The organism is Fibrobacter sp. (genome assembly GCA_024398965.1).
Lineage (GTDB): Bacteria > Fibrobacterota > Fibrobacteria > Fibrobacterales > Fibrobacteraceae > Fibrobacter.
The window spans coordinates 65,165-79,088 of the sequence record JAKSIF010000003.1 but is presented as its reverse complement, the minus strand read 5'-3'; the positions used below and the strand labels follow the sequence as shown (position 1 = coordinate 79,088).

General features: G+C 50.5%; 11 protein-coding genes. 2 read left to right on the top strand and 9 right to left on the bottom strand.

Annotation, left to right across the window (positions count from 1 at the left end; translation table 11 throughout):
• Nucleotides 1-3 precede the first annotated feature (3 nt).
• Both MJZ26_02155 and MJZ26_02150 read right to left on the bottom strand, forming a co-directional pair.
• Nucleotides 4-552 (bottom strand): hypothetical protein, encoded by a 549-nt coding sequence (locus tag MJZ26_02155; protein ID MCQ2104572.1) that lies wholly within the window; start codon nt 550-552, stop codon nt 4-6.
• A complete protein-coding gene (locus MJZ26_02150; GenBank protein MCQ2104571.1) occupies nt 549-920 on the bottom strand; it encodes a hypothetical protein in 372 nt (123 codons plus the stop codon). The genes MJZ26_02155 and MJZ26_02150 overlap by 4 nt, the downstream gene beginning before the upstream one ends.
• A 36-nt stretch (nt 921-956) precedes the next feature.
• Between MJZ26_02150 and MJZ26_02145 the strand changes: the two genes are divergently transcribed.
• Together MJZ26_02145 and ligA are read left to right on the top strand one after the other, a co-directional pair.
• Complete coding sequence (locus MJZ26_02145) at nt 957-1,514, top strand: manganese efflux pump MntP family protein (protein ID MCQ2104570.1); 558 nt, start codon at nt 957-959, stop codon at nt 1,512-1,514.
• A gap of 30 nt (nt 1,515-1,544) precedes the next feature.
• The gene (gene ligA / locus MJZ26_02140) at nt 1,545-3,728 is read left to right on the top strand and encodes an NAD-dependent DNA ligase LigA (GenBank protein MCQ2104569.1); all 2,184 of its coding nucleotides are present in this window, start codon (nt 1,545-1,547) and stop codon (nt 3,726-3,728) included.
• 17 nt (nt 3,729-3,745) lie between these two features.
• Here the strand turns inward: ligA and MJZ26_02135 are convergent, their stop codons facing one another.
• From MJZ26_02135 to rplU, 7 genes are all read right to left on the bottom strand, one after another.
• Complete coding sequence (locus tag MJZ26_02135; protein ID MCQ2104568.1) at nt 3,746-5,842, bottom strand: hypothetical protein; 2,097 nt, start codon at nt 5,840-5,842, stop codon at nt 3,746-3,748.
• A gap of 292 nt (nt 5,843-6,134) precedes the next feature.
• A complete protein-coding gene (gene gdhA / locus MJZ26_02130) occupies nt 6,135-7,484 on the bottom strand; it encodes an NADP-specific glutamate dehydrogenase (GenBank protein ID MCQ2104567.1) in 1,350 nt (449 codons plus the stop codon).
• Between the two features lie 354 nt (nt 7,485-7,838).
• Nucleotides 7,839-9,647: a glycoside hydrolase family 9 protein gene (locus tag MJZ26_02125; GenBank protein ID MCQ2104566.1), complete on the bottom strand. Its 1,809-nt coding sequence runs from the start codon at nt 9,645-9,647 to the stop codon at nt 7,839-7,841.
• A 98-nt stretch (nt 9,648-9,745) separates the two neighbouring features.
• Nucleotides 9,746-10,540, bottom strand: a complete 795-nt coding sequence (locus tag MJZ26_02120) for an inositol monophosphatase (GenBank protein MCQ2104565.1) — start codon at nt 10,538-10,540, stop codon at nt 9,746-9,748.
• 45 nt (nt 10,541-10,585) lie between these two features.
• Nucleotides 10,586-12,922: a hypothetical protein gene (locus MJZ26_02115; protein ID MCQ2104564.1), complete on the bottom strand. Its 2,337-nt coding sequence runs from the start codon at nt 12,920-12,922 to the stop codon at nt 10,586-10,588.
• Nucleotides 12,923-13,167: 245 nt separating this feature from the next.
• Nucleotides 13,168-13,428 carry a 50S ribosomal protein L27 gene (gene rpmA, locus MJZ26_02110; protein MCQ2104563.1) on the bottom strand — a complete coding sequence of 87 codons (261 nt, stop codon included), beginning with the start codon at nt 13,426-13,428 and terminating at the stop codon, nt 13,168-13,170.
• 3 nt (nt 13,429-13,431) lie between these two features.
• Nucleotides 13,432-13,917: a 50S ribosomal protein L21 gene (gene rplU / locus MJZ26_02105; protein ID MCQ2104562.1), complete on the bottom strand. Its 486-nt coding sequence runs from the start codon at nt 13,915-13,917 to the stop codon at nt 13,432-13,434.
• Between the last annotated feature and the right edge of the window lie 7 nt (nt 13,918-13,924).

Genomic DNA, 13,924 nt, shown 5'->3' with positions numbered 1-13,924 from the left:
CTCCTAACGATGGCAGGCGGCGCAGTAGGTAGCCGCAGGTTTAAAGTTACGATCCCTGAAGGACTCACCCTTATGGCATTGGAGGCAGGTCTTCATATCGAGCTTTTCGCCTCCATATATATTCTTCAGGTTGGCCCCCGGCCCATGACAGTCGGCACAACTCACTCCGGCAGCGGCATGAACTCCATGATGGAACACCACATGTTCCGGCAACATCCGCCTATGCATCCAAGGATTCTCGGGAGCAGCCTTCAAGACAGAATCCAATTTTTCAATTCCTGGATTTTCTGTCAGGGGCAATCGATGGCAATCCATGCAGTCCGCCTTGGAAGGCATGTAGGCTAGGGCGGCACTTCTAGCTCCCGTATGGCAGGCTGCACAATCCATGCCGATAGAATCCCCATGAAGCATATGATTGAAAGGAACGACTGCGTTATCCGCAGATGAAAATTCCGCAACGCCAGAGCGCACCTTTACAGCCTTCTGACTCCAAATGAAATCCGCCAGTAAGAAGGCGAACACCAGGGAAAATAACGCCACAAGAATCTTCACTTGGGCCTCCCCGGGTCATCGGGATTCTTCAGAATATAGAGAAGCCAGGCGGTCATCATCTTGGCCTGCTCTTCTGTCAAAGGAGTAATGTCCATCGCCGGCCATTCATCAGGATGTTTCGGCGTCGGATGCATCAGGTACTTGACCATTTCTTCAGGCGAATTCTCGTACTGCGCCACATTTTCCTGCATGGGAGGAGCAGCAAATTTACGAGCCCACCGGTGACAAGCCTTGCACTCATTCTGGAAAAATTCGTTGGCCTCGGTCTTCAGTTCCGGAGTTACCTTGGGCAAGGCAAAAAGGTCCAACGCAAACAAGGCGCTGACCATGACAAACACTCCGATAACAGTCTTTAACCTAGTACCCATCAGCCTAAATATACCTTAAAATCTATATTTGGAATTATGGGTATCATTGAAATCATCATAATCGCAATTGTCGAAGCCATGGACTGCTTTGCTGTGGCCATTGCCACTGGGCTAAGCAAGTCTGGAATACCCTACTCCAGAGCTTTTATCCAGTCAGTCTCCTTTGGTGTTTTCCAAGGTGGTATGACTCTTCTCGGTTACTTCCTGGGCAACTTTGCTGAACGGTGGTTCAATGCCATTGGAACCCCCATCGCCTGCGCCATCCTTTGCATTCTCGGTGGCCGCATGATCTGGGGTGCTGTCCGCGGTGGTGACGATGAAGCCGCAGAAACTGCAGCCAAGAACCTGAGCTTAGCAAACATTCTGCTCATGTCTATTGCCACAAGCATCGACGCCTTTGCCGTCGGCATTTCCTTTGCGTTTATCAACGCCAACATGGTAACCGCCACTACTGCCATCGCTATAGCAAGCTTTGTCATGGGCGTTATCGGATATGAGATTGGACATCGCGCCGCCAAGCAGTTCAAGACAAAAATTCCAGAGATTATTGCAGGAATTATCCTGATTGGAATCGGCGTTAAAATATTATTTTAGGCAAGAAAGTTCGCTACCAATGAGCGCCCTATGGACCAGAAAGATATTGATCGAACCCGGTATTTTGAACTGAAGAAACAGTTGGAAGAAGCCAGCCGCCTTTACTACAAGGAAGGCGTCTCCCCCATGAGCGACCAGGACTTTGACTTTGGTCTCAAGGAGATGGAAGCTCTCGAAAAGAAATATCCGGATCTAGGCGGATCAAGCTCTTTGACCAGGAATGTGGGCAGCGACCTTACCAATGATTTTGCCAAGGTGACCCACGCAGTGCCTATGCTCAGCATTTCCAATGTTTACAGCGCCGAGGAAATGCAGGAATTTATCAGGGCCGCCGAAGATGGACTGGATGAAGCGATTCTTGAAGCCCAATCCCAAAACATGGATTCCATCGGTTCCCATGGAACCTCCAGAATGACGTACGCAAAATGGATTTGCGAACGAAAAATTGACGGAGTAAGCCTCAGTATCGTCTACGAGAACGGACGTTTAAAGCAGGCGGTAACCCGTGGCGACGGAGCCCAGGGCGATGACGTTACCTTGAACGCCCTGACAATCCCTGATATTCCCGAATATTTTGACGCCAAGAAACTGAAAATCGACCCGTCGGAAATTCCCCAGGGCACCTTCGAAGTCCGTGGCGAAGTATACATGGAACGAGAAGCCTTCGAACGATTGAATGAACAGCTCATTCTTGAAGGCAAGAAGATTTTCCAGAACTGCCGTAATACGGTCTCCGGTTCCCTGAAGCTGAAGAGCGTAAATGAATGCAAGACTCGCCCTATGCGATTCTTTGCATACCACATTCCCCAGAGCCAAAACCAGACTCACCAGCAGAACCTGGAACAGCTAAGAAAACTTGGCTTTAATACAAACCAGTCCTGGACAGCCGACACCGCAGACGAAATCATGAAGATTTCCGAGGAAATTGGCGCAGGGCGAGACAACCTTCCTTACGACATCGACGGCATGGTTGTAAAGTTGAACAATCTTTCCCAGCAGCGCGCCTTGGGTACTACAAGCAAGAGCCCCCGCTGGGCCATTGCCTACAAGTTCAAGGCGGAACGGGCCTACACGCCCCTACTTTCCGTAGAATTCCAGGTTGGCCGTACCGGCGCAGTTACCCCTGTAGCCAATTTGGCCCCGGTCCGTCTCGCAGGCACCACCGTCAAACGCGCCACCCTCCACAACTTCGACGAAGTGGCCCGTCTTGACCTGCACTTCGGCGATACCGTCGGCGTCGAGAAGGGTGGCGAAATCATCCCGAAGATTACCGATGTCAAAAAGGAACTCCGCCCCGAAGGCGCAGTTCCTGTACGCGCTCCGGAAACATGTCCCGAATGCGGCACTCCCCTCACCCATGTGGAAGGAGAAGTGATCCTCCGCTGCGAAAACCTTCACTGTAAAGCCCAGGTCCAATGCCTCTTCGAGCATTTCGTAAGCCGCGAGGCAATGAACATCGAAAATCTTGGGCCTTCGCTTCTGGCAAGCCTCATTGCAACAGGCAAGATCAAGCGCATCCCGGACCTTTACCACCTTACCATGGAAGACCTGGAAAGTCAGGAACGCATGGCAAAGAAGAGCGCAAAGAACGTGTTCAACGCCATCCAGGCCAGCAAGGAACGAAGCCTGGAGAACCTGCTCCACGGTCTTGGCATCCGTTTCGTGGGCCGTACCAGTGCCCGCAACCTGGCAAAGCATTTCCGCACATTGGAAGCTATCCGTACAGCAACGCCAGAACAGCTGCAGGGCGTTACCGACGTCGGCGAACGAATCGGCTATTCCGTCTACGACTTCTTCCATACCGAGATGTACACTGCAGAGGTTGATGAGCTGGTCGCCCAAGGCTGCCCCACGGAATTCAAGGGTGTGGTCAAGACCTTGTTCGCGGGCCAGACCGCAGTCATTACCGGAACCCTCCCCACCATGGACCGCGATGAAGCCCGCAAGCTCATCGAGGAGAACGGCGGCAAGGTCAGCGGTTCTGTCAGCAAGAAAACAAGCTGGGTCCTGGCAGGCGAAGCCGCCGGCAGCAAGCAGACCAAGGCCAACGAATTGGGCATCCCCGTCCATGACGAAGCCTGGCTATTACAGCAAATCGCCGACTCCTCCGAAGAAACGCCTGAAACGCCCTCCGCAGCAAACAAGGAAGAAATTTCCCCAAAAAAGAACGCGGCACCACAAAGTGATGCCGGCGAACAAATGAGCTTGTTTTAAGTTTTTTTTGATGTGCTTTAAGGAGCTGCGGCAGGCGCGCTACCAGAATCCTTGGACAACTTATTCTTGACGCATCTCAATGAGAACGAAGCATTGTCGAAGTCTTCTGCACTGGTAAATTCATCCTTGTTATTCACCAGGTACCAGTACACACCGCCCATGCCATCACCACCTGCAGCAGTCCAGAAGTAGGCACTGGAACCCAGTTCAAGGTATTCACCATCAGCGAATCGGCTTCCTGATGGCAGAGCGTTAAAGCCACTGGCTGCAGAAATGGGCGCACCACCCCTAGCCCAGCCTTCCTTACTCTTCATAGCGGCACCAATACCGCCACGGCGCATGTTCAAAGCCTTCTGACCCAAGGCAAGCCATTCCTCGTTCGTAGGTACATGCCAACCATCAGGACAGAGGCCCTGGTGTTCAATCATGATACCTCCCGTAGAAGAATTATCGATATAATCTGCCGGCAGACGCATCGCTACAGTCCAAGGATACAGACGTCCATAGGAACGGCATCTAGAATCCTTTTCCTCATAGCAGTAGCTGCCAGGAGCTGCAAAACGTAGGTTTTCCGCCATCCAGGTATCTTCACCAATGACTACAGTCTTATACTTGTTGTCATCTCGCCTATCGTGAATTGCGGTACTATCGTAAATTTCATCTTCTTCAGGCGGATCCATCATGCAGCGCAGATAGTAGGCCTCATCCTTGCTTGCGGAATCCTGAACAAAGTCATCTTCGTCATAGGTCAGTTTCCAGACTACAGAAGACAGGGAATCAGACTCCGTTCCAGACCAGAAACCGGTAAACAGGCTGTCACCTTCGTACACAAGGCCCGGCTGCCACTGGGGATCAACAACACAGGAATCCGCATAGACCGTATCAGGTTCCATCCCCTTCTTGGTTGGTTTCAAGATGTCCTTGACAATACGCTCGCAGAGCATCTTGGGCAAGGCGTAACGGCGGATACCGAAAGCTTCTGCATTGAACCCAAAGCCGTTTTCACCCAGCAAAGCATTTTCGCTTTCGTTCCAGCCAGTGCGAGACTTCAAATTGGTGCCAACGCCTACGGCGTCATCGATTTCCTTCAAATAGACATTCAGCCTATAGTAATCACGAGCCGTAGGAACATGCCAGCCATTGGGACAAATACCCTTGGGCCTAATCTTAGAAATGGAATCCCTGGCCACTTCCTTCTGGAACTTTTCATCAAGCTTAAGTGCTGCAGACCATGTGTACAGACGACCGTACTTTTCGCAGTATTCTTCCTTGTCCTGGTAGCAGAAACTTCCCGGGACCTTGGTATCCACGTTGTTGGCCATCCATACCTGGTCACCGATATGGATTGTCTGAAGCTTCTTACCCTGAACTTCCACAACCTTGGGAATAATCTTACGCGGCGGAGGAGGAGGTTCCTTGATCTTGTAGGTTACATCTTCGACACAACGGACAGAAGCTGCCGTTTCCTTGGTATCGTAATTCTTTTCCATGGATCTTGAATCATAGTAAATCCACCAAATGTAGGCGCCGCCATCGTCATACTCGGTAGAAGTCCAATACAAGGCAGACCTGAACATATCAAAATAGCGGCCTTCAAAATCTCTTTCACCAGAAGGCAAGGCATTAAAGCCGAATTCATCGTTGCCACCGGGCAGACGGATTTCCTTTTCCCAGAAATCCACGGACTTAAGGCTGATTCCCACGCCATCGCTGGAACCCTTCTTGCCCACAAAGTTCTTCATGCGTTTCCAGTCCTTGTTGGTAGGCAGATGCCAGCCCTTAGGACAGATATCATGAATACGACCTTCCCTGTACTTGGGAACAAGCTTTGCAATGGTGTGGTTGTTATAGAAGTCAACCAACATCATAGCCATGGACCAATTATAAAGACGGCCGAAGCGTTCACAATTTACAGGCTTGTTTTCATAGCAAAAGCTACCCTTCAAGTCGTAGCGAAGGTTTTCTGCCATCCAGCGCTGATCACCAATCTGTACGGTCTTATAGACGCGGCCATCACGCTTGTCCTTCATGTCGGGCATTCTTTCAACATGGGCCAAAGCCGAAGAAAAAACACAAGCTACAAGCAATGAACAAAGGCTTAGTATTTTATTCATGATTCCCCTAAATCAATACACATAAGAATATAACTTAATTGTATCATCTTTTTTACAAGAAAATGAAAATACCTTATACAAATCATCCATAGCCAGGCCATTCCTTGTAGAATCCGTATACAAAAGAAAGGACTGGCCAAAAGCCAGTCCTTTCTTGTGAGAGCGAGCGCTTATCAGAGTATTTCTACCTGATTCTAGCGCGAGCGGTCTTGTTGACGCCTACGGCGTCCGTGCTACGCCTCGGCAATGAAGCCAAGCAAACTTGGCTTCGCTGCACTCGGCTTGTGCACTATTAGCAAGCACCCTGCCACTTCATAGCGTCGGCAACCTTGAGGAAGCCAGCGATGTTTGCACCCATAACGAGGTTCTTCTTGTCGCCGTACTTTGCAGCAGCGGAAGAAGCAGCCTGGTAGATGGAGGTCATGATGCCATCGAGCTTAGCGTCGACTTCAGCGAAGGTCCAGGAGAGACGTTCGGAGTTCTGAGACATTTCGAGACCGGAGGTAGCAACGCCACCAGCGTTTGCAGCCTTAGCAGGTCCAAACAGAACGCCAGCCTTGAGGAAGGCTTCGATTGCTTCCGGAGTAGAAGGCATGTTAGCACCTTCAGCAACAGCCATCACGCCGTTAGCGATAAGAGCCTTTGCGGATTCTTCGTCGATTTCGTTCTGAGTTGCGCAGGGAAGAGCGATGTCGCACTTGACAGTCCAAACGCCCTTAGAACCTTCGTGGTATTCAGAACCCGGAACGCGCTTTGCGTATTCGGAGATACGGCCGCGTTCAACTTCCTTGATCTGCTGAACAACTTCAACCTTGATGCCGTTCGGGTCGTAGATGTAGCCGTTGGAGTCAGAAACGGTAACAACCTTTGCACCGAGTTCCTGAGCCTTCTGGGTAGCGTAGATAGCAACGTTACCGGAACCGGAAATAACAACAGTCTTGCCAGCGAAAGAGGTGTTGGCGAGATCCTTCAGCATTTCACGGGTGAAGTAGCAGAGGCCGTAACCGGTAGCTTCGGTACGAGCGAGAGAACCACCGTAGGAGAGGCCCTTACCAGTGAGAACGCCAACGAATTCGTTGCGGATACGCTTGTACTGACCGAACATGTAACCGATTTCGCGAGCGCCAGTACCCTGGTCACCAGCCGGAACGTCGGTGTCAGCGCCGATGTGCTTGCAGAGTTCAGTCATGAAGGACTGGCAGAAGCGCATCACTTCGTTATCAGACTTGCCCTTGGGTTCGAAGTCGGAACCACCCTTGCCGCCACCCATGGGGAGAGTAGTGAGGGAGTTCTTGAAGATCTGTTCGAAGCCGAGGAACTTCAGCATGGAGAGAGTCACTTCGCCACGGAGACGGAGACCGCCCTTGTAAGGACCGATAGCGGAGTTGAACTGAACGCGGTAACCGCGGTTAACCTGAACGTTGCCCTTGTCATCCAACCAAGGTACGCGGAAAGTGATAACGCGTTCCGGTTCGACGAGGCGGTCGATTACGCCGTTGGTTTCCCAGGACTTGTCCTGAGCGAGAACGGGGTCCAGGGATTCGAGGAATTCACGAACAGCCTGGTGGAAGAGAGCCTGGTCCGGATCGCGAGCGACGACCTTTTCGTAGACGGACTTGAGGTAAGCATTCTGGATTGCCATAATAATTATCTCCGATGAGAGTTTGAGTTATGTTTAATTAAACTTTGGTACCCTACCCCACTTTTCGACGATTTCGAACCGCGAGGCACGGTATTTCTGTTACGTTTTTAAAGATAACAAATAATGAAAAAAAACAAGCGGTAAAGGGCAAAAAATGTAAAAAACATACATTTTTGTAGGTTATAATTTTGTACGATTTTCAAATTGCCTTTTTTGGCTAAATTTAAACGGGTACAGCCAAAAATTCTTACATTTTTGTAAGTTAGACAATTTATCAAACAAGTGTAAAGTTAATTTTACAACAAAGACTCCCCCGGGATTGCCGGGAGAGTCTTCATTTACCCTTTCAAAGCCTTAGAAATTCTTCAGCGTAAAGACTTTCTGCTGGCTGTTGGAGCTCACGCGAACGTGGAACACGCCCTTGGACTTGGGTACAAAGTACACCGGCTGTCCATCGCTTTCAATGCGCTGAACCATATTACCGTTAAGATCAAAGACACTTACGGCAAAGGCAGACTTGGCAGCATTGGCTACAGACACAACGCCTGCACTGCGAACCAGGCTGAAGCCGGAGGCTACAAGTTTCTGAGACAGGATTCCAGCTTCGTTGCCTTCGTTAGGATCAACGGAAGACACCGTATCCTTAGGAGTCTCGGGAGCCTTGATCCCCAGGTCCACATCGGTCTTGGGAGCCTTCTTGGAAAGGATGTAGCCCAGGGCACCCACCATGGGAGCGTTCATATCGACGCAAACTTCGTTTTCCTGCCAGTCGGAAACATTGGTGTTATGGCCAGGATTGTTGAAGGAGCCAGCAATCATGGCACCGAAGTACTTGTTTTTTGCAGGAGCGGAATTTGCAGAGAAAGAACCTACTTCACGGCCCTCATCTTCGTTACCATAATAGCCACGATGATGGGGTGCGGTCGGAGCCTTGGCGCTGTTTCGATCAAAGCCTACGATATAGGACTTCTTATTGCCATTATCGCCAAGCAGGTAGGCCACGTTCTTTTCGATCAACTGATCGTAGTCAGTATCGCCTGTGAACTTGGCATACAGAGCATAAAGGAAAGCACCACCGGACGGAGTACGAACAGAGAAGGAGCCACCACCACCGGTTTCCTTCATGAAAATATCATCCTTCATGTTGCCCTTGTAGATATTGTCAAGGTACAGCTGCATGTCACGGTAGGTACCGCCCTCGGGAGTCCAGTCAAACACACCTTGGGCCATCACCACGGACAGCGGAACGGCATTGGCGTAGTTCAAGCGGGAATAGCTACCCTTTTCAAACTTCAAGTCAGCAAAGACCTTCTGCGCATCGCTCTTGTAGGATTCATCCTTCGTGGTACGGTAAAGTTCCAGGGCACCCAGGAATACGCCATCCTGAACACGACCATCCCACCAGCTTTCTGCATAGAAAGAACCTGAGGTGGTCACACCCTTATGGGCCTTGGCGTAGGCATAGGCATTCTTTGCAGCCTGGAGGTACTTGGTACGGTTGGCCTCATCCGGATCCACACGAGCCATGACAGCCATCATGGCAGCCACCATGCCCGAGGAGAAGGAGTCGTTGGTATTTGCCTGGACAGGACGATTTCCACCACCTTCACCGGTTCCCAAAGTACTCATCTTACCAGGGGTAACCCACTTCATGTGGTCGTAATTACCATCGCCCTTCACGGCAACGAAGGTCTTCTCATCGGGTGCTGCCTTAACCCAGAAGTCAGCCTCGTAGCGAAGTTCTTCCAGAAGATCGCGGATCTTGTTGGGCTTACCACCCTTACGGGAATAATCGTTGCTAGCCTTGTAGTCTGTGTAATCACCGGTATAAAGGTCGTAGAAACCTTCGGTAAATTCAGCATAGGAAAGTGCCAAGATATAGGCTGCAAAGCCCTGGGTCTGACCAAACATCACATGGTCACCGCAATCGAACCAGCCACCGGTAATGTCCTTACCCTGGTAGCTGTCCTTCATGAAGCTGGTGGGATAGTTGGTACCATCCGCCATCCAGTTAGGGCCTTCGCCGGAACGCTGAGCACCAAAGAAACGGGTGGTCATCCAGGCGGCTTCTACAAAATCGTCTTCGCTAAGGGCGGCGCTAGCATCGACTGCTGCCAGACCGAAAGCGGCGAGACCTGCCAATAAAGTCTTCTTTATAGTCATAAGTTCTCCGAAATATCCCATCACACCATCAATGAAGATAGAAAAAATAAAAAAGGACCCCGAAGGGTCCTCGCTTATACAGATTGAAATAAGGGCTTTTACGAGACCGTCTTTACCAGGACATCGTGAAGCAGGCCATTGCTGAATACAACCTGCTCTGCGTCCACAAACTGCATTTCGGAACCGTCGATATGGGTAGACTTACCGCCAGCCTCTTCTACCAGAAGAGCAATGGCCGCGATATCCCAAGGATAGCTCATGGTCATCACGAAGCAGTCCAGGCGGCCGCATGCGGTAAAGCAGCCCTCGATAACGGCAGACCCGAAGCACTTGACGCGTTCAAAAGTTTCCGCTTCGCGGGCGAAGTTTTTGGAATTCTGGGCATTGATCTTCGGGACATCGCCCACATTGAAGTCGCCGTTGCTTACGATGGCATGAGTAGGATTGCTTTCGCCGCTGACATGAATGGGCTTGCCATTCATGAAGGCCCCCTGGCCTTTGGCTGCGGTGAACATTTCACCCAGCTTCGGCAGGTTCACCACAGCCACCAGCGGCCTACCCTCGAAATGCAGCGCAATGGAAACGCCCCACAGGGGTATACCGCGGCTGAAGTTCACGGTACCGTCTACCGGATCGATAATCCAGCGGTAACGCGGGTCGGACCCCTCGATAACGCCCGCTTCCTCGGTACGGATGGAATGGGTGGGGAACGCAGCACGGAGACCATCAACAATCAGCTTTTCGCTGGTGACATCGGCAATGGTCACCACATCCTTGGCTGTTTTGTACTTAACATCACCAAGGTCGCTCTGCAACTCAAGGCAGATCTCCCCTGCCTTTCGTGCCAGTTCCTCGGCAACCTTCAAGAACTCGTCTGTATTAATTTCGCTCATCCTTCGCCCTTCGTAATAACGCGGAACAAAACAAGTTTTCAAAAGCTACTCCGGATAAGCACAGCAACGGAAGCCAATGGAGTAGGACTTGTAGAATGCGGAAGCCTGCCTATAGGCAACCTTCTCCCCTGTCAGGAACACCACTTCAATCTTGGTCGGAGAGTAAGTCATTCCGTTAGCAAGGGTATCAAGCCATTCATCGCCACCCCTCTTGTATTCGGAGTACAGCACATAATCCGTGCCCACCACGTTGCCGCTGGAATCCATCACATCGAAGAACTGCAGAGAATCCTTGAAATCCTTCTTGGTCAGCTTGGCATACAGCGTCCTGGAGGTATCGGCCTGGAAAACCGTATCGACTCGAGTACCTTCGCGATAGAGATAGACGGGATCCTGGGTATAGGCAGGACGCGTATAATACGGGAAACTACGGTTGGTGCAAAGAGCCTGGGTTTCGCGGTCCATGCCACCATAGACCCTGAAGCTTCCACCCTTGGCTACAGCCGACGTATCCTCTGATCGGCCCATCACCCATTCCTGGAACTGCCCTGGCAGGTCATGGACGCCCATGGGATTCATGCAGCGCTTATTACGCTTGGTCAAGTCGGCAGCAGAAGCGGAGTCGTTGGTCGCCACGTTACAGTCGGAGAACAGGTAGTCAATGGCTCCGACATCATCTTCCTTGATAACACCATAGGAAAGAGCCCCGGAAAGGCAAACCAGTTCCCAGTCGCGCTCCTTGCAAAGACCTACCGTAAAGCCGCTGGCGGAAATACCCTCGCAGGCAGCAACAGCCTCCGAATGAAGAACGTTCGTTACGAACTTTCCGGAATCATCCATATGTTCATAACGTTCCATGCAGAAGATATTCGTATCGCCAGCAGATACCGGAACAAAGCCTTCGGGACATTCAACTTCCTGGGCTAGAGCTCCGGGAGAAACAACGATGGTGTCGATCAGCGCCTTGGAATAATACTTGGACAAATCCCTTGCTCGTATACGGAGAATCAAGGTATCGCTAGGAGCCACCCAGCGAACGGTATCCGTAATAAAGATACCTTCCGCCTCAGTCACCGCTTTCATGGTGTCACCGGAGATTGCGTAGTACTTGCTGTAACGATCAACCGTACCGCCGGCGATGGAATCCCAAGTCTTATTATGAGTGTCGTAATAGTCGATGACGTAATCCCTGACAGGCTTGTAATGAACACCCTTAAGACAGGTATCGGGAACATTCACGACGGAATCCACAGAGAAGTCGTTCTCGGCAGACATGGGGTCAATACTCCGGCTCCAGAAAATTCGAAGACGATTGTTACTGTCAAGGCGTGCCAGTTCAGGATACAGGGTATCCTTGATGGTAAAGATTTTCTCTCCAATCAACGGTGCTACAGAGTCCGTCGTAATGATAAGCTGGTTGTCCTTCGCCACGCTGGTACTTGCGTTACCGGAAGATTTTCCGCTAGAGTCAAATGACCTGATACCAATGGTATAGCGACTTTCAGACCTCAGGCCCTCAATGATCAAGCTGAATGCATTGGCGTCAAAGTCCTCCGTGTCGTAACCCTTTCCGTCCAGGATGGAAAGGAACAGATAATTCTTTCTCTTGTCCCCATGATTAACGGAGTCTACCCAAATGGAATCGTTATTCGAGTAAATCTGGGAATGACGTCTGTAAATCTCATCGCCCGTGGAGTCGGTGGTTTCCACATTGGATACAGTCACCTTGAGGTCGCGGATGTCCTCGGTATCGTCCTCCGCATAAAGGATAATGTTATAGCCAACGATCGGTCCGGAAAGTTCATTGGGAGCGTAGTAATCCGTCTGATCCGTAGGACGGTTCCAACGGAACAAGGCTCCTGTCGTCCAAACGGAGTCTGTGAGCGCCACCAGGGAGGGCGGCATATCGTCGCCAAAGTGCAGATAGACACGCTGGATAGAACCAGGATCATCCTTATCAGAGTATCCGCAGTAGATACCCACCATCAGGCTGTCACGTTCCTTAACGTAATCCTGGATGAGGGAGGTCAAGTCGACAGTCTTATAAACTTCCCTGGCGTGATCATAGTGGATAACCGTATCGGCAAGATCCATTTTCTTCTTGTCGGCCTTCTTTGCAGTATCCCCCACAACAGTGGAATCCACCCAAATGTAATAGGCTTCCAGATCGCTGGTATCCATAGGAGCGTGGAAGCGGATCTGATAGCAATAGCTTATGGAATCAGACTTGTCTGCACAACTCCTAATTACGGTAAGCTCGGTGACCTCTCGGTCAAAAAGAAATTCTACAGAGGAATCATCGTCGGAACAACCCACGAACAAGACTGTCACCAGGGCTACAAAAAAAGAAATCAGCGAAAACTTGAGCTTACTAAAAATCATCAACAAGAATCTAGAAAAATGAGAATGGAAAAATCAGGAGCCCATTGCAGATGAGCCACCAAAACACCCGAAAAAAAATTAGGCCACCCTTGCGGATGACCTAATTAAAAGCTTTAGAGCTTATTTACCCTGATTCAAGGAAGGAGTCTAGAGGACACCATACCTAGCTACTGAGATTGAAACTTTCACTAGAAGACTCTAGGAAAGGTTCCAAGGGAAACCTTGTGGTTTCCCTTGCGTCTCAATTAGTTTTCTTCAGCGTAAACAGAGACCTTCTGACGCTTGTTGTCGACACGTTCGAACTTCACGACGCCATCAATGAGGGAGAACAAGGTGAAATCCTTGCCCATGCCAACATTCTTGCCGTTGTGGAAGTGAGAACCGCGCTGACGAACGATGATGTTGCCAGCCTTGACAACTTCACCAGCATACTTCTTAACACCAAGATACTTGGCGTTAGAGTCGCGACCGTTACGTACAGAACCTTGACCTTTCTTATGTGCCATGGATTAAGCCTCCTTAGCCTTACGCAGAGAGTTCTTCTTAACCTTTGCAGGCTTAGCGATACCCTGAGCGATCTTTTCCTTGCGAGTGAGCGGCTTGTTCTGAGCCTTCTGCTTAGCAAGGGCAGCCACGCGAGCGCGGTTGCGGGTAATAACTTGAGGTTCAACAGTTGCGGATTCTGCGCCGGAGCGGATTTCCGTTACGAGCACCTCGGTATAGCCCTGACGATGACCGTTACGACGTTCGTAACGGGTACGACGCTTCTTCTTGAACACGATAATGGTATCGTATTTGCCGTGGTCGAGAACTTCAACCTTGACGGAAGCATCATTCAGGACAGGGGTGCCGATTTGCACTTCTTTTCCTGCGAAAAGAAGAACGGACTTGAGCTCCAGTTCGGAACCAACAGCTGCGTCGATGGTCGGAACCTTGTAGGTCTTGCCGAGTTCGACTTTATACTGGAAACCACCTGTTTCAACAATAGAATACATTTTTGTA

Excerpts from the sequence above, each read along its gene's own strand:
- ligA (MCQ2104569.1), top strand. The coding sequence starts at position 1,545 with ATGGACCAGAAAGATATTGATCGAACCCGGTATTTTGAACTGAAGAAA.
- MJZ26_02150 (MCQ2104571.1), bottom strand. The coding sequence starts at position 920 with ATGGGTACTAGGTTAAAGACTGTTATCGGAGTGTTTGTCATGGTCAGC.
- MJZ26_02120 (MCQ2104565.1), bottom strand. The coding sequence starts at position 10,540 with ATGAGCGAAATTAATACAGACGAGTTCTTGAAGGTTGCCGAGGAACTG.
- gdhA (MCQ2104567.1), bottom strand. The coding sequence starts at position 7,484 with ATGGCAATCCAGAATGCTTACCTCAAGTCCGTCTACGAAAAGGTCGTC.
- MJZ26_02125 (MCQ2104566.1), bottom strand. The coding sequence starts at position 9,647 with ATGACTATAAAGAAGACTTTATTGGCAGGTCTCGCCGCTTTCGGTCTG.
- MJZ26_02145 (MCQ2104570.1), top strand. The coding sequence starts at position 957 with ATGGGTATCATTGAAATCATCATAATCGCAATTGTCGAAGCCATGGAC.
- rplU (MCQ2104562.1), bottom strand. The coding sequence starts at position 13,917 with ATGTATTCTATTGTTGAAACAGGTGGTTTCCAGTATAAAGTCGAACTC.
- rpmA (MCQ2104563.1), bottom strand. The coding sequence starts at position 13,428 with ATGGCACATAAGAAAGGTCAAGGTTCTGTACGTAACGGTCGCGACTCT.
- MJZ26_02135 (MCQ2104568.1), bottom strand. The coding sequence starts at position 5,842 with ATGAATAAAATACTAAGCCTTTGTTCATTGCTTGTAGCTTGTGTTTTT.
- MJZ26_02115 (MCQ2104564.1), bottom strand. The coding sequence starts at position 12,922 with ATGATTTTTAGTAAGCTCAAGTTTTCGCTGATTTCTTTTTTTGTAGCC.